Origin of the sequence: Flavobacterium galactosi (assembly GCF_048158585.1) — a bacterium.
Lineage (GTDB): Bacteria > Bacteroidota > Bacteroidia > Flavobacteriales > Flavobacteriaceae > Flavobacterium > Flavobacterium galactosi.
In genome coordinates this window covers 124,147-147,652 of sequence record NZ_JBLNKV010000002.1, presented here as the reverse complement: position 1 = coordinate 147,652, position 23,506 = coordinate 124,147, and the positions used below count along the sequence as shown (strand labels likewise).

The following is a 23,506-nucleotide window of genomic DNA, read 5'->3' as shown; positions in this document are numbered from 1 at the left end:
ATTATTTCGAAGATTTCTTTTGTTCGCCATCTCCCAATAAAACAGATAACGTCTTTAAACTTGGTGTGCGGTCCGCAATCAGTTTTACGATGCTAATGAACGGAATGAACAATATCATTCCTGCGGCGCCCCATAAAATGCCTCCTACGATTACCACGATGATGATGACAAGTGTGTTTATTTTCAATCGGCTTCCCACTGCAAAAGGAAATATAATATACGCTTCCAGTGCTTGGACAATAGAAAAGACTAGAATGACGCCTAACGGATACCAAATTGAATTATACGTTATCCAGGAAACTGCAATGGGCAAAAGCGACGATATCATTATTCCCACATAAGGAATGAATGTTAGAATTGAGGCTATAAAACCAAACAAAAATGGGTGTGGCACTCCAATAATTAATAGTCCGACGCTGTTTAATAGCCCAACTATTAGATATACCATCAACATACCTTTTATGAAATTGTAGTAGGCATGAATGGTTTCAACGAGGATTTCATGTATTGTGCCTTTTCTCTCTGGAGGAAAAAGTTCATAGAGTGCATTTGATAACATTTGGCGGTGATAAAGTATAAGCGCAGAAAAAACGGGAATCATTAATAGAATAAATAATGATTCTGATAGGGAATAGGCGGTGTTGCGTAATATCGAAAATGCTTGTGAACCAGAATTATCGAGCGTATTTTTGATAAATTCTGATTGTTTTTCGACACTGATGTCAAGTCTTTCAAAAAGAAAAACACTCAATTGATTTATGGTGTCCGTTAGTTTTGCCCGTAATGATTGCCATTCGTTCAGGAACTCTGAGAATTGTGCAAACAATAAATAAATAACGGATCCAAGGAGAAGGGTTACTCCTAAAATGCAACTAACAATAGCGATACCTTTATTAATATTTTTTGTTTCCATCCATTTACAAATGGGATACAAAATAAAGCTAATGAGTAATGAAAAGCTTAACGGAATAAAAAGCGTTTTCCCAAAATACAGAATCAAACAAGACAATACTATAAATTGAAGAATTTCTAAAACAGAATATTTTCTGTTGGATTGAAATGGGACGGGTGTTTTAGAAGATTGTATCATACAAACTTGTATTATAACTGTTATTTTCTTGCCCTTCTTTAAATTTTTATTCTAAATATTAATTGTGATTATAGTACTAATTAAAACGAATAGTATCAGTGAAAATTGTTTGTTATTTTAATTTTTAAACGTCCAATAAACGCCTATGGTAATTGATTTGACCTAGATGATAGGCTAAGTGAGTGGTCAGATGTAGGAGCATAAACTCAGTTGAAGTCTTGGTTTCGAAAACTAAAAGTGGAAATTCCATTTTTAATTCTTCTTCTGAGATGTTGTTTAGCGCATTGTTGACGACAACAATAGTTTCTTCGATTTTGGTTATTAATTCTGCTCTTGGGACATTCTTAAGCGAAAATTCAAGGGCTCTGTTTCTAATATAGCCAGTTTTTCCAAATTCGGCTCCTATATACGTATTAAGATTTCCAACCAAATGTAAACAAAGATTCCCGGCTGAATTAGCTATCCCTTTTTGAATGTGCCAAATTTGAATTTCATTTTGATATAGCTCCATTTCTGCTTTAAGCTGATTTAAATCCCTGTTGAATAGTGATTTTAAAGTTTCAATTAGCATGTTTAGTTTTTTTATACTTCTTCAATGACAATAAGGCTTGATGGTGTATTTTTTTTTGGAAATATCCAGTCCATCCAAATAAATAACCTTTGATTCCGAATGCTTGTTTGGACCATTTCCAGATGTCAAAATCATCAGTATGTTTGATAATTAAACCATCTTTAAACTGAAATTGTGCCTGAATTTCATTTACAACTGTTCTATTGGTTTTACTAAATTTGTAAGTGGCAATCCATCTAACGGAACCAATATATTGATCCGCTTTTATATCTGAGAATTTAATTTTTGTATTTCCTTTGCCTTTTTCAATTAGCATTTTCCACATTTGACAAACATCATTTTCTTTTAATAAATCAAATATTGGATCGCGAAACTTAATTTTTGGATGATAACAGTCACACATTGTTGAAACATCACCATTGTTAAAAGCAGTGTAGAACTTGATAAGGGTTTTCTCGTTGGGAGTCATATTTACGGAAACTGATTAGTAAATATAATATTTTTTCTATTAAAATTCAGATTTTTAAATAGTAATATGAAAATAACAAATGAGATAATTCCTAATTAAGAAACGCTAACAGTGTCGATTGCTTCCGATTCATTGATTTACACTGACTAATAGATTTTAAATTTGAAATAAAAAAGAGGATAGACCTTTAAGTTTCTATCCTCATTTTTAATTTATAAAAAGTGAATTCTCTATTGTTTTGAGTTATTTAACAACAGGAATAATATCAATTACTACGGTACGATTGTAAAAACGTTCTTCTGGAGTTTTGTTTTCAAAAGGAGATTTGTTTTCATTCTCACCATATCCAAGTACTTCAAATTTTACATCGTTTCTACTTACTTTAGACAAACCACTTTCGATAATGCTTTTTACATCATTGGCACGTGCAAGAGATAAATCTTGATTGTGAACTTCTTCACCAATAATATCAGTGTGACCATGAATAATAACTGTTGCTCCAACAGGAATTTTTGGTGTTACTACTTCAATAAGATATTTTTCATAGATAGCTATCGCTTTCGATTTATTAAATTCATAAATTATGCTGTATCTCATTCCTTCTTCCATTTTTGAAGGTGTCCAAAGTACCATGTGTACAGGAGTTTCTTTCTCTACAATTTTGCCACTTTTGGTTTGACCAATCATTTTTACTTTGTAATCACCTTCTGGTCTGCTACCTAAAATTGATTTTCCAGGAATGCTTACTTCGTCTTGAGTATAAGGTCCAAAAGATTGTACTTTTCCTTGTTCATCGGATATTTGTAATGACCATGTAGATAAAGCTTCATTCGCCCCTTTATTATTGAAGGTAACATAACTTACAACAGGTGCTTCTTGTAGCGGAACAATTTGTACCGGTTTTAATTGAGCATCAGGACCACTCTGAAATTCCATCAATAAATCTGGAGAAGTACTTTCTATAGAAACTCTGCGATCTCCTTCACGTAGCAATTCTAATTCTAATGTTGCACCTGGTTGTTCTGATGGAATATTTGGTTTGTTTTGGCCTTTAGTAGTAATTCTGGAAGGATTTATTGCAAATACATTTACCAAATAGGTTTTTATTGATTCTGCCATTGCAAGAGCATCTTCAGGACCTTTTTCTGATGAACCTACCAAAGTAATTGTTGAGGAAGGGTTTTTTTGCATACGATCTCCAAGGATGTTTAAAACATTATAATAAACAATCATTTGTCTTTTGGAACGATCTGACAAATTTTTTGGAGCAAATACTTCCAATTGATCTTCTTTGAAGTCTTTCACTTGATTTTTCGTTAATAAAACATAACGACTTGGGATTTCAGTTGAACCAACATTGAAAAACACATAGTTTCTAAGTGGGAATATTTCAGTAATTCTTCTTTCTCCAGGAATGTTACTAGGAGAATTTACAGAAAATTGTACTTCGCGATCCGCTAAAACATCTGTAGATTCTTGAATGTTACGCCCTTGTCCCATTTTAAGTGCTATACCAGCCGTAAGGGTAGTTATATTCCAAGTTTCTGTTGAACGTGGATTTTGACCAAAATAAGGCTGAAAAGCAACAAAAGGAGACAAAACAAACTGTGTCTTGTTGCTATCAGAAGAAAGTGGAATGTCATATCCAGCTCCAATTTGCATTGAAAAAATAGTTTTTTTGACATCACTTAAATCACCTGTTACTGCAGGACTGGCTGCTTGATCCGGATATGCCGGATTGATACCTAATTGATACGTAAATGATTTATCCATATTGAAAGCCAAACGTGGACCACCATAAAGATAAAAATTGGATTTAAAAGGAGCAAAACGTAAGCTTGGTTCCACAGTGATGTAACTTATATTCGTAGATAAATCTGCCGGACAGTCACATGGAGTAACTACTTGGTCAAAAGTACCTTTGCGATTATCATATCCAGCTTGAAGCATTACACCCCATCTTGAATCAGCAGGACGATATTCTAAAAGTGGCGCAATGAAAAGTCCAACACCATCTCCATCATGAAAAGTAGCCGGAGGAGTAAAAGCATCATTTAGTTGGTGCGTAGAACCACGGTAAAAATTAAAATTGGCACCACCCGCAACACCAAAGTACCAAGAAGGTTTAGTGTATTTAACTTCTATTGTTTGCTGTGCTTGAACTGGAGTTTGCATACTCAACCATCCCAAAGCAATTATTGCAATACTTTTAACAGTCAGGTTATTATGGGACCATGTAACACATGATCCCATTTTAAAATTAGTTTTAGTTTTCATTTATTTACGGCTTAGTGATTATGTTAGTATGTGTCATTACAACAGCTCCATTTCGAGCAAGCATTCTACCTCTTGCAGTTGAATGTGATCCCATTGTTATAGATTGTAAAGCCAATATGTTACCTTCAAAGGAAGTATAATCTCCAATAGTTGCAGAACTTCCCGTTTGCCAAAAAACGTTTTTAGCAAGGGCTCCTCCAGTAAGTTTTATATTTCCACCAGCTCCACCTACAGTGGTGAAAGCAGACGCTACTTGGAAAATCCAAACATCTGTTGCGCTACCGCTAAGAGTCAAATCTCCATTTTGCACTAAAAGTGTAGATGTTGATTTATAAATACCGGCAACTAGTGTTTTTCCACCTTGATCACCTGATACAGTTATTGGTGCACTATAAGAAGCTCCTTCTGCAAAAAGATAGGCATTGGTAAGATCTAGTTTCGCTTGCGTTAGCATGGCAGGTACTCCTGGAGGAGCAATATCGTCAGAAGCATAGATTGCACCATTTACTATAAGTGCAGGAGGAAATCCTGTAATTGAAGAACGAACTCCCGGGCTTATACCAACATCCATATTATTAATTATACTAAAACCAGCGTTATTACTTACTCCGACTCCTGATAAAATTCCAAATCGTTCAGCGGATCCAAGATTTACCATATTTCCAACTACAGTTGCATTAGTATTAAAGTTCCAAACATAGTCATTTGCTAAAGCAACACCAGCTACATTTTTAGCACCTGTTGTAATTGTAGCAGTATAAGTAGTTCCTGGTGATAGATCACTATTTGGATTAAATGTTGCTGTTGTACCTAAGTAAGAAACAGTTCCGGTAATCATTGTTGCCCCATTTTTTAAAGTAAATGTCGTATTGCTAATTGTCAAAGGATCCATTGGCATACTAAAATTCGCTGTAATGTTTTGATTAAGCGCAATTCCTCCGGCATTGTTAGCGGGGTTAGTGGCAGTTACATTAGGAGCAGTAACAGACCCTGTGGTAAATGTCCATATATAGTTATTAGCTATAGTTGTACCTTGGAGATTTTTGGCTCCAGTTGTAATCGTACCGGTATAAACGGTATTAGCTGTTAAAGGAATACTTGGACTAAAATAGGCTGTTGTTCCAATGTATGAAACTGATCCTGCAACTGATGTCGCTCCTTGTTTTAATGTAAAAGTTGTTGTGTTAATAGTTGCTTGATTCATTATCATATTAAAATCTGCAGAAACTATTTTGTTAAGAAATACATTTGTAGTATTGTTAGCCGGATCTGTTGAAATCACCATAGGAGTTACAGTCGAACCGGTACTAAATGTCCAAACATAATCAGCTTGTAAAGCATTACCCATGATATCCTTAACCGACGTTTTAATTCTACCGGTATAAGTAGTATTTGCTGCAAGAGGATTTGTTGGTACAAATAAAGCAGTTGTTCCGCTAAATGAAACTGTTCCCGCTACTAAACTTGAGCCTTGTAAAGTAAAAGAAGATGCGTCAAAAGTTGATGCGTTCATTTCCTCGTTAAAGATTACTGTAACAGTTTTGTCCAGAGGAACGTTAATGGCGCCATTCTCGGGGCTTGTTGATGAAACAATTGGGCATACACCATCGATTTCTACGAAATCGTCTTCTTCACAACCAGAGATTAATGCAATAATCAGTATTGCAAAAGTTAATAGTAAATTTTTAGTTTTCATTTTTTTTGATTTTAGGGGGATTAATTATTTTATTCAACAAAGGTTGTTTACTTATGAACTAGAATTGTTACACAATTAAAAATGGGAGTTGTAAAATTCACGCATTTAAAATGTTAATTTATAACATAAGTTACTGTTTATGAGTAGTTTATTTTTTTAAATATGTTAAATAGGTGTTATAGTACTTAATTTTTTTTTCTGAAAAAGGTTAGGAATGGCTAAATTTTTTTGTGGCGAAAAGTATTATAGAGGAAATACTTTTGAAGAAAAAGAATAATATAAATACAGGAAAAGCAGCTAAAAGAGTTGATGCAACCATGTTCTAGAATTAATTTCCCATTAGGTCTTAGTTGTTAAAAACGAATAGGGTTTGACTTTAATTAAAGTCAAACCCTATTCGTTTTTAATATATACCCATTGAGGGATATTATCTGTAATATTTTTCTTTTAGGAGCTAATTATACTAAATGATTTTAGTCAGGCATGTTTTTTATTTTTACCTTTTTGTTCCAAATGGGAAATAAATAGCGTTAATTCTTTTGTGAAAGAATCGAGTATTAAAGCAGATTGCTTTATATGATTTAAGAATTGTATGTGTTCATCAGGTGAATTTATTGTCTGATCAAGCAAATAAGATAAACCTAAAATATTGGCTACAGGCTGTCTAACTTTGTGAGAGGTCATAAACATCATTTCCTCCAAACCTTTTATATATTCTTTTTGGTATTCTTCGGCTTTTTTAAGCTCCAAGTTAGCCATTATTAACTCAGTTGCCTGTTTTTCTTTTTCTTCGTTTTGAAAAGCAAGCTCATTATTGGCAATAATTAATTCAGCGGCGCGTTTTTCTTTCTCCAGGTTTTGAAAAGCAAGTTCATTATTGGCGATAATTAATTCGGCTGCTCTTTTCTCTTTTTCTTCATTTTGAAAAGCAAGTTCATTATTGGCGATAATTAATTCAGCAGCGCGTTTTTCTTTCTCTTCATTTTGAAAGGCAAGTTCCTTGTTAGCAATAATCAATTCAGCAGCACGTTTTTCTTTCTCTGTATTTTGGAAAACAAGTTCCGTGTTGGCAATAATTAATTCAGCAGCTCTTTTTTCTTTTTCTTCGTTTTGAAAAGCAAGCTCCGTATTAGCAATAATTAATTCAGCAGCTCTTTTTTCTTTTTCTTCGTTTTGAAAAGCAAGCTCCTTGTTAGCAATAATTAATTCAGCAGCACGTTTTTCTTTTTCTTTGTTTTGAAAAGCAAGTTCAGTATTAGCAATAATTAATTCAGCAGCACGTTTTTCTTTCTCTTCGTTTTGAAAAACAAGTTCCTTATTCGTAATTATTAGCTCTTCCTTTTTTATTTTCGTGTTCATTTTCTTTCGATTCAAAGTTTTTAAGAAAATTTTTTGCAAACTTTTAAAACACAAATTACTTTAATTAGAAAGTCTATTGATTTCTTACAAGGTAATAGTAATTAATAGTTTTTCAGTCTGGCGATAAAAAATAAACTAAATTATTTATTACCAGAATTTAATTTGCAATTAAAAGAGTTATAAACTTTTAAGATTTTAAAGTATCAGAATGTTTTGTGGCAACATTAGTTACAACGAATTGTAATAATGTTCCTAATATTTTTTTGAATGGATTATGGGTTGATCCTACTAATACTTTTTTTGTTAAATATCCTGCTGCCATCCCTACAATATTATTAACTACATTCCCTTTTAAATTAGGAGAAGTAGTCATTTCGGTAAAAGCGCTTTTGATAAGGTTTAAAGGTTTTACACTTTCATAAGTTATCTTAAACTGTTCCTTCAGAGCATAAAATTCTAAAGTCTGTCTGTTTTCTAACTGGATGATAGTTTCATTAAGTAAATTGGTTTGGTTTATCTTTTCCATACTATTTTTTTTTAAGCAGTTTAGTGATAATGAAGTTACTGATTGGAATTTTAATCCACTGATCTTTAAAATAATATAATATGATGGAAACGGCTAAATAAACACTGGCTACTATAAAAAAGCCCCAATAAGGTTTTCCTACTATTTCACCTATCCATAAGGAAAGTCCAATATTAATAAGTAGAACAAACATAACAGCAACAATAGCAACGGTTAATCTGGAGAGCAGAGAAGATAAAACATCCGCTGATTTGTCTATTGCTTTTAGCTTAACTAATTCGGCGCTTGTTCTGGTATAGTCTTCAGCTCTTTCAAAAAGCGTTTCTATTGATGCTGTAAAGTTGTCCATAATTTAATTTTTAATCGTACTTAAAATAGAAATTTTAATATTGAAGTGCCTCTTTAGATACTTGTATTTTTGATTTCGTTTTTCGTATCATAAAATTTTGATTTCCCCTCAGCGATTAAATTTTCGCCTTCGTTTTTTGCATCATAAAATTTAGATTTTCCTTCAGAAATCATACTTTCACCTTCACTCCAAATTTTTTCATATTTTTTGTTTATGCTACTCAATAATGTATCCAATTTGTCTTTCAACTCATCAGCATAGTCATTACTTTTATCCATTATTCTCTTTCTTGTTTTATCGCCTTTATCTGGAGCCAACATAATTCCTAATATTGCACCTGCTGCAAGACCACCTAAAACGCCTAATACTATTTTATCTGCTTTCATAATTGATTTTTTTAATGTTTAATTTTTTTATTAATTTATAATCTTCGCCCTTGAATAAGTCTCAATAATATAGCTATAACTGCTATAACAAGAAGTACGTGTATTATAGATCCTACGCTGAAAGCAAAGAATCCGATTGCCCAAAAAATGATTAAAATTACTGCGATTGTGTAAAGTAGATTGCTCATGATTTTTATTTTTTAATGATTAGTTATTTAAAGTAATATTTAGTAAAGTTAAAAATAAAATATATCATACAATACTGTTTTACAGTATATTGTGATGTTAAAAAAATATTTATTTTAACTTTTTATGAAATTTATACTGATGTTTTTTAATTAAAATGCAAAAGCAGCATAGAAACTCAAGACACTGTTTTTAGCATCTGGAGAAGTAAAGTTATTTGCTGAATTATCATCTTTTCCAATTTTAGTTAATCCATAATTGTAACGTACTCCAAAACTAACAGGTTCTAAATCCAAACCAAGACCTCCAGCAAGACCTGCATCAAATCTGTTGAAATCATCTGTGTTGATATTGTCTTCGAAGTTATAATTACCATTATCGGACTTATTTGTAGTTTTACCACTAATTAAATATGCAGCATATGGACCAACATGAATATTGAAATTCTTTGTGACATTTACCATCAATAAAAGTGGCACTTCGATATAATCTAATTTAAATTGTGCAGTTCCGCTTACAAAAGCGTTGTTGTAAACCAGTTCCGCCCCTTTTCCAGTATAAGAGATTTCCGGTTGCAAAGAGATGTTATTTGCAAGAGGAACTTTAGCATAAAGACCCACATTAAATCCAGTTAACACATTATTGTCATCAACATTGTCAGTGTATAAGTTAGAGAAGTTTACACCTCCTTTTATACCAAATTTTGCTACGTCTACTTGTGCTTTAGAACTATTAAAAGCCATAAAAGTCAATACTAGAGAAGCGTAAATTAGTGTTTTTGATTTTTTCATTATTTTTTTATTAGAGTTAATTTATTGTAGATTTAATACCTTACAAAGGTGAGAATGGTATAGAAGAAAAGTGTTACAATACTTTTTGTAAAATTTATATTATTCACACCTTTTAATCATAATGTGTTTTTTATCAGGAGGTTTGTATATAAAAAAAGAGGTTTAACAAAAAAGACGAGTTAGAAAACTCGCCTTTTTAAATATGATTTAGTGTTACTTTTTATTGTCAACAGTAACATCTCTTAAAGCATCTCCCAATTCATTCATGTCGTGGTTGTATTCACGTTTAAAAGATTCCCAATCACTGTTTCTGTCATTTTTATAGGTTTCTACTTTAGCTTTAATATCCTTGTTTTTTTGTTCCAATTCATTGACTTTTTTTGCATACATAGCATCAATTGAATTTTCGGTTTTTTTCATTTTTGCTTTTAAATCAGCTATCCGTATTTCATTTTCATTGATTGTTGCATTAGTTTGATCTTTGAATGCTTTCCACTCTTCTGTAGTTGCTTCTTTTCGGGCATTCATTAATTCTTCTTTAGCATCTTGTACATCTTCTCGAGCATCAGCTACTTTATCTTTAGCTGCTGCTTCTTTTTTAGTAGAAGTTTGACATCCTATTAATAGTGTTCCTGCTATAAACGTTGTTAAAGCAAGGATATAAATTGTTTTCTTCATTGTTATATGTATTTGATTTTTTGAAGGGATTAAAAAGTTTTTTCTCTTTTACTATTAACTAATTCAAGCTAACATAATTTAGTTGTGTTAGCTTGAATTATTAGCGGTATTAAACTAAACAATCGATTTTTGAAAAAAGTTATAAACAAATTGAATATTTATAATGCAATAATTTTAAGTAATTCCTCTTTGGTTTTACCTAATTTGATTTGAAGTTTTTCAATCATTTCTTCTTTTTTGCCTTTTGTGAAAAATAAATCATTTTCAGTTAAAGCGGCAAATTTTTCTTTTAATTTCCTTTTTTGCTCTTCCCAATTTCCTTCTGGTTCTTTACTATTCATTGTGGTATTATTTATGTTGCGAAAATATATTCACAACACTACAAAGTTGAAGGAAAATGTTTTAAAATGCCTTATAGAATTTATGACAAGACTTGTGTTATTCACACATTTGAAGAAAATAAAATACTTTAAAGAAGTACAAAAAAAACAGTAAAGTATATAATTAATCGGATAGAAACACGCAAGTAATTTGTTTTTTTCAAAATAATAATAAATTATACTTCTTCGTCTAATTCTTTTAATTTTTCCGCTAATTCGCTGTATTCTTTTGAAAGTTCCGTTATTTCTCTTTCCGTTTTTACATCTGCGTTTAGTACAGCATTGCTGGCTGTCTCATGGGATAAAACCAGTTCATTTACTTTTAAATGCAATGAAGCTGAAAATCGGTTAAATGATTTTTGAATAATAAATAGACTTAAAAATGTAACTCCAAAAATAATATCTCCGATGATTTGATGTACATCCCGGGTTGTAAATAGATTATTAATCCACCACCAAAGGACTAAACACAGTGCGACAATAAAGGTAATAGGATTACCAAGTATAACTGTTGCAGTTGAGGTTAGCTTTTCAAAAAGTTGCTCTAAAGTGCTGTATATCTTTGTCATGAAGAAATTATTTTAGGTTCAGTTATTAAAAATAATAATTTAATTGGATTAAAAGTAGTTTTAATAAATGAATATTATTATTTATCTTCTTTGATAGTATGATTTGGAGCATATTTTTTTAGTATTGAATTCAATGATTCATAATAATCTTTCAATATTTTAATGTTAATTTTAGGATTATTTGTGTCAGGAATTGTTTCTGGCATTTCTACTAAATATTTTGATAGTTCTGGATATTCATTTCGTATTTTCAAAGTCATTTTTAGGATTGCATCGTTAAGCTCTTTTTCGGTTTTCATGATGTTATTTTTTAGTTGAGTTAATTATTTCTTTTTTTTGATTACAAAAAAAAATTAAACTAATAGAAGTGTCGCTCAAATAAAGGATGCTTCTAATAGTTTAATTTTTATGATTTTCTAATAAACTACTTAATTTTCATTAGAAAACCGAGAGTTCCACAAAACTGAAATCTTTTTTTATAGAAGGATTACAGTTCCTAAATCAGTTGTATTGCCTGTTGTCACTACAATAGTGCTTTTGGTAACTGGGGCTAGAGGCAACACAGGAGTGATAGTTACGTTATACGTTCCTGAAGGAAGGCCCATAACTAAAAATTCTCCACTCGTATTTACGTTTGTGGAATAAGATAAATTTGTAAGAGCATCAACAGCTGTAACTACAGCTAAACTACCTACAGGAGTAATTTTACCTTTTATGTTACCACTTATGGCAGCTTCTATTGTTCTAACTACAGGTTTCAATTTATATGTTCCATTTCCTGTATTCACAATAGATTTGTTTGCATCAAAATCAAGTAAAACACTATACAATATACCTTGTTCAAGCGTTTGATGTACTTGAAGTTTTAATCCTGATTGTTCCGCACTTGGAGTACTCAAAGGATAGGTTACATTATCTACAACGACTGTATTGTTCGTTCCAAGTATAAGTCTAATTTGTGCTACTTTAGAAATTTGTAATGTATCAGTCGCAATAAGTGTACTTACACCATTAGAAAAATCAAGCAGGTTATAAATTCCTTTCTTTACATTCAACGTTACCGTTTGTCCAGCATCTCCAGTTACTTCTACACCAAGTAGGTCAATATTTACTTTTTGATATGGGCCAGGAGCATCAGTCATTCTCACAGCATAAGGATAACTTGAGGCTGTTTCATCATTATTATTACATGAAGTCATAATAATTCCAAGTACGATAAAAGATAAAATAATTTTTATTTTTTTCATTTTCATTTTTTTTTAATAGTTAGTAAATACTCTATAGTATTTAGTAAAGATACTTTGTGTTTATAATCAATCTATTACATAACTTTAGGAATAAGTTATAGGATTTACACTCTAATAATAGTCTGTATAAGTCATTTCTTACGAATCAGTTTTAATACTAAATTCAGTAAAACTCTTTTGCTGTATAAATTTATTTTTTGGCTGCAGCAGCGCTATCTTCAGCCATCTTCATAGCCTTTTTCATTTCTGCTTCTTCTTGATTGTCTAATTCTTCCTGTTTTTTATCTTCGGCTTTTTCTTTTTTCTTAAAATAACCTCTCAATAAAAAATTATGTTTTGCAGCTTCAGTAATTTCGGTAAATCCTTTGGTAGTTTCTTGAATGTTTTTCATCGTAGAGTCTACCATTTTACCCATTTTTTTATCCGTCACTAATTTTGATAAAGCCCCATTTCCATTATTCATTTTAGTGGTGAAATTGGCAAATTCATTGGAGCTGCTTTCTAAGTTTGCAAGTGTGTGTGTAATACTGTTAGCAAATGCTTTGTCTGTCATCAATTTAGATACCATACCATTTCCGCTATTCATATTGGCACTAAATTTTGCAAGTTCAGCAGTAATGATTCCAGCGTTATCGACGCTTTTTTTCACACTGCCCATTACATCTTCCATATCGATAGGTCTTCTTGAAGCAATGATGTCATTATCTTCAACAATTTTCGTGGATTTAGTTCCCGGAGAAATAGTTAATACTTTATCTCCCATTAAACCATCCGAGCCAATACTGGCTATTGCATCCGTTTTAATAAATTTACGAACCTCATCTTTGATTAGAATATTCACTACCACAGAAGAGTCTGTAATTAATTCGATTTCGCTTACAGTACCAATATTGATTCCTGAAAATCGTACATTATTTCCCACCTCAAGACCGCTTACGGATCTAAAGTTTGATCTTAAATGAAATGTTGAACCAAATAAATTTTTCTGTTTTCCTACGAAGTATATTGTAGCGACAAAAAGCACTAATCCGATTATAACAAACATTCCCAATTTCCATTGGAACCCCGGTTCTTTATTCATAATTTTTAATTTATTTTTTTAATTTTCTTTTTAAATAAAAAAAGAACGCACCCATTCGTCGTCACTTTTTTCTAATGTTTCATAACTTCCTTCAGCATGAATTACACCCTCTTTTAAAATCACTACTCGGTCACCAGTGTGTTTTGCACAAGCCATATCATGAGTAATAATGATAGAACTTGTTTTGTTTTTTTTCTGAAGTTCTAATATCAATTCGCTTATTTCTCTTGATGTAATAGTGTCTAGACCAGTTGTGGGCTCATCATACAATACTATTTCAGGTTTTAAAATAAGCGTTCTTGCAAGTCCAACTCTTTTTCGCATACCACCGGATAATTCCGAAGGCATCTTATCTATGGCTTCAGCTAATCCAACACTTTCCAATACGTCTACAATTTGAGCTTCTAACTCTTGTTCCGATATATCCTTTACATGTCGTTTCAAAGTAAAACCTAAATTTTCACGAACACTCATCGAATCATATAAAGCAGCATTTTGAAAAAGAAACCCAATTCTTACCCTAATTTCATTAAGTTCAATAGTATCTATTTTGGTAATATCAGTATCAAAGACATTTATTTCGCCTTTATCGGGAATTACCAATCCCACTATACATTTGATAGCTATTGATTTGCCAGATCCTGATTTGCCTAACACCACTAAATTCTCTCCTTTGTTAACAAAGAGATTAACTCCTTTTAATACTTCATTATCCCCAAAGGCTTTATGTAGATCCTTTATTTCAATTATGGGAGTATTTTTAGTCGTTATTTTATCAGAAACTATATTTGTTTTTTCTTGTATCATTTCTAGAAGAATAAATCAGTTAATTGTACTGCAATCATGTCTATAATGAATATAGTAAGTGATGCAGTTACTACTGCGGAGTTTGCCGCTAAACCAACACTTTCTGTACCATTTGCTGCGGTATAACCCTTATAACATCCTATCATCCCGATAAAAAATCCAAAGAAAAATGTTTTAATGGTGGCTGGTATAATATCTAAAAAGGTCAACGATTCAAAAACTTGTGATGTATAACGCGTTAGGTTGACATCACTATGCATATTAACGCCTATATATCCTCCAAAAATTCCAATACCATCTGCGAAAATCACTAAAACCGGAACCATAAGTGTAGTGGCCAAAATCCTTGTAACTACTAAGTATTTAAAAGGATTTATTGCTGCAACTTCCATGGCATCAATTTGTTCCGTTACTTTCATAGAACCTAATTCTGCACCAATTCCAGAAGAAATTTTTCCCGCGCAAATTAAGGCTGTAATCACTGGTGCAATTTCTCTAATCAAGGAAAGCGCAACCATACCCGGTAACCAGGATTCGGCACCAAATTTTGCTAATGTTGGTCTCGATTGAAGCGTTAGTACTAATCCCATTATGAAACCAGTTATAGCTACTAATGGTAAAGATTTATAACCAATTTTATAACATTGCTTAATAAACTCTCTCATTTCATATGGAGGTTTAAAAACTTCACGGAAAAATTGTGCTGTAAACAGCGTTACTTTGCCAACATCGTTAAAAATATTTTTTAAGTAAATAATCAAAATAGTATGTTTTAATTTAGATTAATGAATGGTATGTTGTGGATCGATTTTTTTTTGCGTAGCATAAAATCAAACTTGTATTTTCCATAATTTGTAATTTGCTAAACGCAAGAAGAGTTGTATTAATGCTGGAATTGAATATTGTGTAACCAATATTTTTTATCCGCATTGAATCCTGGAAAGAATTTTTTATACTAAAAAAAAAACAGATGTTTTTTTCTTATTTATAGCATTGTATTTTTAAAGAAAACTAGCACCCAATTTAAATACTATTTAATTCAAATTTTTTTTTTTCTAATAAAATAGCGCTCAAAACCCCTACTTTATTGTTGTCTAAATTGATTAAAAGAGAGTGCTTTCTTAACATAATCTGTTGCTCAAAATTCAGGTTTTCAAGTTTATGGATTAATACATTATTATAATATTGCTCGGCTCTATGTTCATTAGACTTACATGAATTAATTATGTCGTTACTGTCTTTACAAATAAATGTAGCCTTTAGATCAATCCAAAATTCAAAGAAAACAGCATTAATTTTAATTACTTCTTTTGGAATTCCTCCTAAATTTTTAATTTCCTTTATCAGTTCTGATTTGCACTTTTGACTGGTTTGTTGAAATTCAAAAAACAAGTTTTTTAATCCGTGTTTTTCTGTCGCTCTTGAAGCAGTTTTATAACTTTCGATTCTATCGTTATTAATTTCGATTAGTGTATTTAACACTTCAATTGATTTATCTATATTCATTTTTTTAATTTTAAATTGTTGATTGTCAATTTTATCTATTCTAATTAAAACTTAGTAAAGGTCAGAAGATAGAAAACAAAAAGTGTTACATAACTTTATAAAGAACTTATATTATTCACGGATTTTTTAGTTTAATTACTTGTTTCTTCGGATAATCAAAACAATGCCGACTACAGCGAGTACAATGCCTACGATAGGTGACCATTCCAATGGATGATTTACTTCTTTATTTATTTGGATTGGACCTATGTCAACCACCTTTTCTGTAGTTACATAATTGAAACTATTATATAACAGCATAATTATTCCTATTATGGTCATAATTATTCCTATGGTTCTTGTTTGCATTTTGTATTATTTAAAATTAGTTATGTTTAAAAGTGATTTTGTGAAAATGAAATCAGGCTTTTGAAAAATATTCTTTTACAAACTCATGTTGCTGATTTTCGGACATTTTATCGGTATTTTTAATTTCGAATTTAATTTTTAAAAAGCGCTCATCCTCACTCAAAATATCAAATAACTCCACTTTTGCATTGGTAGGACCAAAGAGAATTACACGTTTGTAATTTTTTATCGCTTCACCTATTTTTTTATAATAATCAGAAAGTTGTTGCTTCTGTTTATTATGAATCAGGCTGTCGCTTTTAGCTAAACTTTTATTTTTCTCCTGAATTGTAAACTTTGATTCAATAGTCTCTATTTCAAAATGCTTTGATGTAAATTCCATTAAATGAGCAATGGAATGATCCATCCAAATGCCTAATTTTTTTGTTGTTCCCATAATGATTTTTAGATAATAGATATTGTGTTGTTTAGCAGCTAATTAGAATCAATAATTACAATATGCTAAATTTCAGTAATCTATTGCTAAAAAGCATTACAAAATTTTAGGTTAAAATTATATAATTTACATGTTTGTAAATTATATTAATGGGAAATATTCATTTTTAATGAAGGAAATTTTGTTAATTTATTTGGATTTCCAATGTGTATAGGAATATTTTTTTCTTCTTTTTTTAAAGATTTTTCTAATGTTAATCGTGCCATCAAATAGCTTACTGTTGACTCCGCACCTTGATTTAGATTTATATAATCCTCTTCTAATCCATCATAACATCCGCCAGTACAAGGATTGTAAATAATCTGGTGTAAATGATTGTTTCCTAAAAACCAACTAAATGCAGTTTCCATTTTTTCTAGGTATTGCTCATTTTTAAAAACAGTGCCAAATTTGCTTAAAGCAAGAATAGTATATGCCACATCAATAGGTTGTTCGCCGCCTATAGGACTTGGAGCCAATTGATTTTCTTTATCAAGCCATCCTTTATTAGAAATTACCCGAATCTTATTTTCTATGAAAATTTTAGAAAGAAGAAAATCAAAAGATGTTTTTGCAATTTCCTTATAAATTAATTTTTCTGCAGCTAACCAGGCACAAAGCATCGCCTCAGGTAAAATACTGTTACCATAAGTAAGATAGCTTTCAAACCAAGTCCATTCCGTCTCTGCTTCATGCTTATACATTTGTACTAACCTGTCGGCTAGTTTCTTAATTATAGAAATGTTTTGTTCAGAGATTCTTTTTGTATTGTAGTAATATACCCCTTTGATTATGAAAGCCATAGCTCGCGTGGAATGAATTTCAAGTACTTTTTGTAAGGCACTTTGCATCGTAACATCAGCATCTTTTGCTAACTCATCAGGAAGAATGGCGCTCATTGAATTTAGATAGCCTAAAGCCCAAATCGCTCTTCCATTTGAATCTTCTAGGTTTGTAGTATTATTTTGTGCCGTAAAAAGGTGTTCTTCATCTACATAATTCAGAAAGTATCCGTCCGGTTGTAAACAATATTTTATAAAATCGAAATAGATCTGGATGTGCTTTAAATCTTCTTTGTCCTTTGTTAATTCATACTGTTGGCATAGGGCTACCATGGCTCTGGCATTATCATCTAAAGTATATCCCGAATCAATATCCGGTTGATTAATGTTAGAAAATTGAATCATTCCAAAAGAAGTGGTTAGGTTTTTTATATGATCAAGATTGACTTTTGGAAGTTTATAATGCAAGCGAAAGTTTTCTTCTCCAATTTTTTCAAATAATAGGGCATGAGCAATTGCCGCATTTTCCCAAGCGGTAGGAGCAATTCTATGCAATCCGTTTGAGCCCATATTTTTTCTTAACTGCTCATCCAGCAATAACCTATTTGTTTTTTCGGCTAATTGTTTGGGATTGTCAAAATCAATAATAATTCCCACATCATTCTTCAATACTTCACAGGCATGGGGAATAGGGGTTGAAATAATTGGGCAACCGCAACTAATAGCATATGAAAAAGTTCCGCTTACTGCTTGATTTGGGTCTTTGGAAGTAAAAAGATAGATATCAGTTAGTTGTAAATATTCTAAAAGATCGGGTAAAGGCAAAAAATGATTTATAAATTGAACATGCTCCTGAAGTTGTAAGTCTTCAATCTTAGCTTGAAGCATTAAACGGTATTTTTCGCCATCTTGTTTTATCACAGACGGATGGGTTTTACCAATAATTAAAAAGAGCACATCTTTGTTCTTTTTTACTATTTCGGGCAATGCTTCTAAAGTAGTTTCAATGCTTTTTCCAGAGCTTAATAATCCAAAAGTCGAAAGTATTTTTTTCCCTTCTAATAGGTATTTGATTTTCAATTCCTCTTTATCAGAATGAGGAACTAAATGGGTTCCGTGCTGAATTATTGTGATTTTATCTATTGCTACACCATAATCTCTAACTAATAGCTCCGCAGCTGAATTAGTCATTACAATAATAGAATGCGTTTCTTGTGCTATTTCTTGAACATTTGCTTTTAATGATGGATTGGGTCTGGGTAGTACGGTATGGAAAACAATGATAACAGGTTTTTCTAGTATTTTTATAAACTGTTTTAAATCATCTTCATTGTTTTTAAATAATCCAAATTCATGCTGTATCAACACCATTTGTAAATTGATATTCGTATTAATTTGATCTGCCAAATTGATAAAAGCATTCGGATGATCTGTATTTAGAATGTATTTTATAGCATCATTATAAGCATGTTGCTCATTATTGGATTCTAAAGGACAAATTTTTATTTTAAAAGAATTTTTAAATTTATTATGCAATGCTTTAATCAAATCCTGCGAATACGTTGCAATACCGCATTCTCTTGGAGGATATGTTGTGATGAATAAGATTTCAGGCAACTCATTTTTGGTGTCTGTATATAGTAAATTATTTAACTTATTTCCATAAATGTTTTTTGGAACACGTACAGATTGTATATTTTTTCGTTTAACGTTGATTTTATTAATCATGATCTATTGTGTTTAGCATTAATTTTTTAAGTAATTCGGATTGATTAATACACGCTCGTCTGTGGCAGCATAATAGATGTATATTATTTCCTTCTTTTATTGAAGCAGGATTTAAGATTCCTTCATTTTCAAAATCGAGTACTGTTTTTTGAATTATAATGCCTTCTTTTTTAACTGCTATCATGACAAATGGTGTGAAAAGATTATTTAATAATTCTTCAGTAAAACAATGTTTTTGAGTAATACATATGATTCACTAAGAATGTAAAGGTCAGCTTCTTATCCTTTAAATGTGTTATATAAATTTTTAAATTATTTATACTATTCACAGTTTTAAATACTAAGGTTCTATTTATTATGCAAATAGCTAACTTTAATTATTGACCACAAAAAAAGGGCTGTTGTCACCAACAGCCCTTACCTAACCAAAAAAACCCAACCTAATCTTATTGTCTTTAGTAGTTCATTTTCAACTCTACTCTTCTGTTTTTTGCACGGCCTAAAGCAGTTTTGTTACTAGCAATTGGTTTGCTTTCACCGTAACCTATTGCTGTCAATCTAGAGGCTGCAATACCTTTTTCCATCAAATAATTTTTAACGGATTCCGTACGTTTTTGAGATAATTCTAAATTGAATGCATCACCACCATTGCTATCTGCATGTCCTTCGATAACCAAGTTAGAAGCTTGATATTTATTAATTAAGGTTACCAATTCGTCCAATTGTACTAAAGAAGCAACTTTTAATTTTTCACTATTATTTTCGAAGAAAATTTTACTACCTAAATAGGTAATTCTTTGTACATCTTGTTTTGTGATTTCAGGACATCCTTTATTTTCGATACTTCCTTTAACAGTAGGACAACGATCATCCATATCAGCCACACCATCACCATCAGAATCAGGACAACCATTTAAACTCAATGGACCCGCAACATCTGGACAACGGTCTAAATCATTTGTTACTCCATCTTTATCATTATCCATTGGACAACCCGTTGCATCAACTTTAGTTCCCATTTTAGTATCTGGACATTTATCATTAATGTCAGCTACACCATCATTATCAGAATCTGGGCAACCGTTTAAAGCAACCGTTCCCGCAACATCTGGACATGTATCTAAATAATCAGCAACACCATCTTTGTCTTTATCTAAAGGACATCCATTTGCATCAACTGAAACGCCTGCTGGAGTTCCCGGGCAAGTATCATTACGATCCGAAACACCATCGTTATCAGCATCTTTTTTGTCTCCAAGATTGAAAGTCAAACCAGCCATGTGTGATAAGTAAGCATCTTTTTTACCTGCGATAACACCATCTCTTCTGTCTTTATTTGAAAAACTGAAGGTTTCTTGTAAATTAAGCATAATTCCAGGACTCAATCTGAAATTTAATCCACCACCTGCAGTAGGTAAAGCGTAATCAATTCTATCTTGGTCAAAGTTTAAATCTTTGTCAAACAACATAGCACCAACTCCTACAAATGCATAAGGTCTTACTATAGATTCTGGTCCAGTCATATTAAATCTTAAATTTAATGCTACCGAATTGAAATCACTCTTGAAACTTCCTGAAGGACTATTGTAACCAATTGTTCCTTTTGAAGCCAGAAAATTTAAATCAAAATAACGACCTAAGTATCGCGATACAGATAAACCTCCGAAACCATAAAATGCTTTATCAGTTTTGTAAAAATTATTACCAAGATCCCCTTGATATTGTGTGATACCACTATGAAGACCAATGTTCCATTTTTTGTCTTCAGTTTGTGCTTTTGAGGCTATTGTAAATGCTAAGCATGTACAAAGTAGTAGGATTTTTTTCATTTTAATTTATATTTTATATTAATTAATGCAAAGGTGGCTAAGATAGAATCCTTTAATGTTATAGAACTTTATTAATAAGTTGCATCATTCCCACATTTTGATTACTGTATTTTTATTTCAAAAAAAGGACTATTAAAAAACTAATTTTCTATTAACCGCTCAGGGAGAGAAGTTAATAAGAAGGTTTTTTAATAGTCCTAATTTTATAGATTCAAAAAAAAAATAGAATTTGAATTAAGTAAATAATTATAGCATTTTTTTATCTAAAACTGTATCAGATCTTTTAATGTTTTCTGTTTTACAGTCAGTTTCTGGGATTAATTTATCTTCTTTAATATGTTTTCTGGAAGTTATTTTTCCAACTTTACAATAACTATTAGAGGCTATGTAAACTTCGTTTTCTGATTTTTCCATTTTGTTTTGGATTAATGTTTTAATTTAAATTAGTCTAAATATCTCCTTAAAGTCCAGGACATTGTTTCGTGTTGTTCCATTAAACCAGTTAGGAAATCAGCAGTTCCTGCGTCTTTATTTTCTTGAGCACTTAGGTCAATATCTTTTCGTAGATGAACAATAACCGTTTCATGATCTTGTAATAATTCCTTTAGCATGTCTTTTTGGGCAGGATATTGATGTGGGGATTCTTTAAGTATCGTTAAATCTGAAAACTCTTTCATTGTTCCTATAGTTTTTCCCCCTAATTTGCTGACACGTTCCGCAATTTCATCGATTGACTCTTCTAATTGTCTGTATTGACCTTCAAATAATTTATGAAGTTCCATGAAACTTTCGCCTGATACGTTCCAATGAAATTTTCTTAATTTGATATATAGTGTCATCTCATTTGCTAATATTGAAGAAAGAATCGCTATACTTTTTTTTAAATGATCTTCTGTAATTCCAATTTGTGGTTTCATGTTTTTTAATTTTATTTAAATTAGTATACTTTTTTAGTGATTTCAATCAAAAATTCTATGTTTATTATCATCAAAGCAGTGGGGGACAATTAAAAATAATTTTATTTTACAAAGTTCATTTTATTTTACCGACAAGTATTATAAAATTAAAAAAATAAGTTACATTATTCACACTTTGTCTTCGTATTTAATTGATAATTAATTGTTTAATTTAATTTCGATTTCTATTTCACAATTTTTTTTATCTTTAAATAGGGATATTTTTAAATATAATCATCCTAGATTATTGCCGGGCTTTATAATTTTGGCAATAATCGAAAGGATATAAATATGGAGCATTAAGCTATTGAAACTTCTTTTGCGAGGTAAATTTCCTGTACGGCGTGTATGAGATTTACGCCTTCGCTAAAGGGACGCTGGAAAGCTTTTCTCCCCATAATCATTCCGGCTCCACCGGCACGTTTGTTTATAACGGCAGTTTTTATAGCTTCCGCCAAATCCGTATCGCCTTTTGATTCTCCACCGGAGTTAATCATGCTAATACGTCCTGAATAACAATTCATTACCTGATAACGGCATAAATCGATAGGATGGTCGCTAGCTAATTTAGTGTACATGTTAGGATTTGTTTTGGCAAATTTTATAGAAGTAAAACCCCCGTTTAGCGTTGGTAATTTTTGTTTAATAACATCCGCTTGAATTGAAACCCCTAAATAATTGGCTTGACCGGTAATATCAGCAGCCGTATTGTAATCGATACCATCTTTTATAAAGCCATCATTTCTGGAATAACACCAAAGAATAGTCACCATGCCTAAATTATGTGCTTCTTCAAAAGCTTTTGCTATTTCTATAATTTGCCTGTCTGATTCGGCTGAACCAAAGTAAACGGTTGCGCCTACAGCGACTGCTCCCATATTCCAAGCGTCTCGGACACTCCCGAACATAATTTGATCATATTTATTAGGATAGGTCATCAGTTCGTTGTGATTGAGTTTTACAACAAACGGAATTTTATGGGCATATTTTCGGGATAACATTGCCAGCCCGCCCATTGTAGAAGCGACTGCATTACAACCAGCTTCGAGGGCTAATTTTACGATATTTTCCGGATCAAAATAAATAGGATTTGGAGAAAATGAACTTCCTGCAGTATGCTCAATGCCTTGGTCAACAGGTAAAATAGAAATATATCCTGTGCCATAAAGCCGTCCGTGATCGTATAACTGTGCCAAACTTCGAATCGTTTGTTCATTTCGATTACTTTGCAAAAAAACACTATCTATATGAGATGGATTAGGCAAATGAATTTGATCTTTCGAAATAGTTTTGCAGACATGATTCAACAAGGAGTCTTTTTCATCACCTAATAAAGCTAATAATTGGGATATATCTTTCATTTTAACTTTGATTTAAATGAATTTCTAAAAGATTGTTTTAACAGACAAGCCTATTTTTA

General features: G+C 31.5%; 28 protein-coding genes. All 28 read right to left on the bottom strand.

Annotation, left to right across the window (positions count from 1 at the left end; genetic code table 11):
• Position 1 precedes the first annotated feature (1 nt).
• The 28 genes from ACM55M_RS04860 to ACM55M_RS04725 all read right to left on the bottom strand — a co-directional run bounded on the left by ACM55M_RS04860 (position 2) and on the right by ACM55M_RS04725 (position 23,447).
• Positions 2-1,090: an AI-2E family transporter gene (locus ACM55M_RS04860; protein ID WP_416856435.1), complete on the bottom strand. Its 1,089-nt coding sequence runs from the start codon at positions 1,088-1,090 to the stop codon at positions 2-4.
• A gap of 124 nt (positions 1,091-1,214) precedes the next feature.
• Entirely contained in the window at positions 1,215-1,661 is a 447-nt protein-coding gene (locus ACM55M_RS04855; protein WP_416856434.1) for a DUF1572 family protein, read from the bottom strand.
• Entirely contained in the window at positions 1,651-2,130 is a 480-nt protein-coding gene (locus ACM55M_RS04850; protein ID WP_416856433.1) for a nuclear transport factor 2 family protein, read from the bottom strand. The genes ACM55M_RS04855 and ACM55M_RS04850 overlap by 11 nt, the downstream gene beginning before the upstream one ends.
• 243 nt (positions 2,131-2,373) lie before the next feature.
• Positions 2,374-4,383 (bottom strand): OmpA family protein, encoded by a 2,010-nt coding sequence (locus tag ACM55M_RS04845; RefSeq protein WP_416856431.1) that lies wholly within the window; start codon positions 4,381-4,383, stop codon positions 2,374-2,376.
• Between the two features lie 28 nt (positions 4,384-4,411).
• The gene (locus tag ACM55M_RS04840; RefSeq protein WP_416856429.1) at positions 4,412-6,103 is read right to left on the bottom strand and encodes an Ig-like domain-containing protein; all 1,692 of its coding nucleotides are present in this window, start codon (positions 6,101-6,103) and stop codon (positions 4,412-4,414) included.
• A gap of 477 nt (positions 6,104-6,580) precedes the next feature.
• Positions 6,581-7,501 carry a diguanylate cyclase gene (locus tag ACM55M_RS04835; protein ID WP_416856428.1) on the bottom strand — a complete coding sequence of 307 codons (921 nt, stop codon included), beginning with the start codon at positions 7,499-7,501 and terminating at the stop codon, positions 6,581-6,583.
• Positions 7,502-7,649: 148 nt separating this feature from the next.
• Entirely contained in the window at positions 7,650-7,988 is a 339-nt protein-coding gene (locus ACM55M_RS04830; RefSeq protein ID WP_416856426.1) for a hypothetical protein, read from the bottom strand.
• Position 7,989: 1 nt separating this feature from the next.
• Positions 7,990-8,337: a hypothetical protein gene (locus ACM55M_RS04825; RefSeq protein ID WP_416856425.1), complete on the bottom strand. Its 348-nt coding sequence runs from the start codon at positions 8,335-8,337 to the stop codon at positions 7,990-7,992.
• A gap of 53 nt (positions 8,338-8,390) precedes the next feature.
• The gene (locus tag ACM55M_RS04820; RefSeq protein ID WP_416856424.1) at positions 8,391-8,723 is read right to left on the bottom strand and encodes a YtxH domain-containing protein; all 333 of its coding nucleotides are present in this window, start codon (positions 8,721-8,723) and stop codon (positions 8,391-8,393) included.
• Between the two features lie 35 nt (positions 8,724-8,758).
• Positions 8,759-8,911, bottom strand: a complete 153-nt coding sequence (locus ACM55M_RS04815) for a lmo0937 family membrane protein (protein WP_416849888.1) — start codon at positions 8,909-8,911, stop codon at positions 8,759-8,761.
• 150 nt (positions 8,912-9,061) lie between these two features.
• Positions 9,062-9,700 (bottom strand): porin family protein, encoded by a 639-nt coding sequence (locus tag ACM55M_RS04810; protein WP_416856422.1) that lies wholly within the window; start codon positions 9,698-9,700, stop codon positions 9,062-9,064.
• A 213-nt stretch (positions 9,701-9,913) separates the two neighbouring features.
• Positions 9,914-10,378 (bottom strand): sll1863 family stress response protein, encoded by a 465-nt coding sequence (locus ACM55M_RS04805; protein ID WP_416856421.1) that lies wholly within the window; start codon positions 10,376-10,378, stop codon positions 9,914-9,916.
• Positions 10,379-10,536: 158 nt separating this feature from the next.
• Positions 10,537-10,719, bottom strand: a complete 183-nt coding sequence (locus ACM55M_RS04800) for a CsbD family protein (protein WP_416849891.1) — start codon at positions 10,717-10,719, stop codon at positions 10,537-10,539.
• Between the two features lie 215 nt (positions 10,720-10,934).
• Complete coding sequence (locus tag ACM55M_RS04795) at positions 10,935-11,327, bottom strand: low affinity iron permease family protein (RefSeq protein WP_416856419.1); 393 nt, start codon at positions 11,325-11,327, stop codon at positions 10,935-10,937.
• Positions 11,328-11,404: 77 nt separating this feature from the next.
• Positions 11,405-11,626: a hypothetical protein gene (locus ACM55M_RS04790; protein WP_416856418.1), complete on the bottom strand. Its 222-nt coding sequence runs from the start codon at positions 11,624-11,626 to the stop codon at positions 11,405-11,407.
• Between the two features lie 177 nt (positions 11,627-11,803).
• A complete protein-coding gene (locus ACM55M_RS04785) occupies positions 11,804-12,574 on the bottom strand; it encodes a DUF4382 domain-containing protein (RefSeq protein WP_416856417.1) in 771 nt (256 codons plus the stop codon).
• 190 nt (positions 12,575-12,764) lie between these two features.
• The gene (locus ACM55M_RS04780) at positions 12,765-13,655 is read right to left on the bottom strand and encodes an MlaD family protein (protein ID WP_416856415.1); all 891 of its coding nucleotides are present in this window, start codon (positions 13,653-13,655) and stop codon (positions 12,765-12,767) included.
• A 30-nt stretch (positions 13,656-13,685) separates the two neighbouring features.
• Complete coding sequence (locus ACM55M_RS04775) at positions 13,686-14,462, bottom strand: ABC transporter ATP-binding protein (protein WP_416856413.1); 777 nt, start codon at positions 14,460-14,462, stop codon at positions 13,686-13,688.
• Between the two features lie 2 nt (positions 14,463-14,464).
• Positions 14,465-15,223, bottom strand: a complete 759-nt coding sequence (locus ACM55M_RS04770; RefSeq protein WP_416849898.1) for an MlaE family ABC transporter permease — start codon at positions 15,221-15,223, stop codon at positions 14,465-14,467.
• Positions 15,224-15,485: 262 nt separating this feature from the next.
• Positions 15,486-15,968 carry a PA2169 family four-helix-bundle protein gene (locus ACM55M_RS04765; protein WP_416856411.1) on the bottom strand — a complete coding sequence of 161 codons (483 nt, stop codon included), beginning with the start codon at positions 15,966-15,968 and terminating at the stop codon, positions 15,486-15,488.
• 135 nt (positions 15,969-16,103) lie between these two features.
• Positions 16,104-16,316, bottom strand: a complete 213-nt coding sequence (locus tag ACM55M_RS04760; RefSeq protein WP_416856410.1) for a hypothetical protein — start codon at positions 16,314-16,316, stop codon at positions 16,104-16,106.
• A gap of 52 nt (positions 16,317-16,368) precedes the next feature.
• A complete protein-coding gene (locus ACM55M_RS04755; RefSeq protein WP_416856409.1) occupies positions 16,369-16,752 on the bottom strand; it encodes a hypothetical protein in 384 nt (127 codons plus the stop codon).
• Positions 16,753-16,898: 146 nt separating this feature from the next.
• Positions 16,899-19,301, bottom strand: coding sequence for a glycosyltransferase (locus ACM55M_RS04750; RefSeq protein WP_416856408.1), 2,403 nt, complete (start codon positions 19,299-19,301; stop codon positions 16,899-16,901).
• Positions 19,294-19,485: a hypothetical protein gene (locus ACM55M_RS04745; RefSeq protein ID WP_416856407.1), complete on the bottom strand. Its 192-nt coding sequence runs from the start codon at positions 19,483-19,485 to the stop codon at positions 19,294-19,296. Before ACM55M_RS04745 ends, ACM55M_RS04750 begins: the two co-directional genes overlap by 8 nt.
• Before the next feature lie 271 nt (positions 19,486-19,756).
• Complete coding sequence (locus ACM55M_RS04740) at positions 19,757-21,130, bottom strand: OmpA family protein (RefSeq protein WP_416856405.1); 1,374 nt, start codon at positions 21,128-21,130, stop codon at positions 19,757-19,759.
• 246 nt (positions 21,131-21,376) lie between these two features.
• On the bottom strand, positions 21,377-21,544 hold the full coding sequence (locus tag ACM55M_RS04735; RefSeq protein WP_416856404.1) for a hypothetical protein: 168 nt from the start codon (positions 21,542-21,544) through the stop codon (positions 21,377-21,379).
• 29 nt (positions 21,545-21,573) lie between these two features.
• Complete coding sequence (locus ACM55M_RS04730; RefSeq protein ID WP_416856403.1) at positions 21,574-22,047, bottom strand: Dps family protein; 474 nt, start codon at positions 22,045-22,047, stop codon at positions 21,574-21,576.
• A 338-nt stretch (positions 22,048-22,385) separates the two neighbouring features.
• Positions 22,386-23,447 carry a class I fructose-bisphosphate aldolase gene (locus ACM55M_RS04725; RefSeq protein ID WP_416856402.1) on the bottom strand — a complete coding sequence of 354 codons (1,062 nt, stop codon included), beginning with the start codon at positions 23,445-23,447 and terminating at the stop codon, positions 22,386-22,388.
• Between the last annotated feature and the right edge of the window lie 59 nt (positions 23,448-23,506).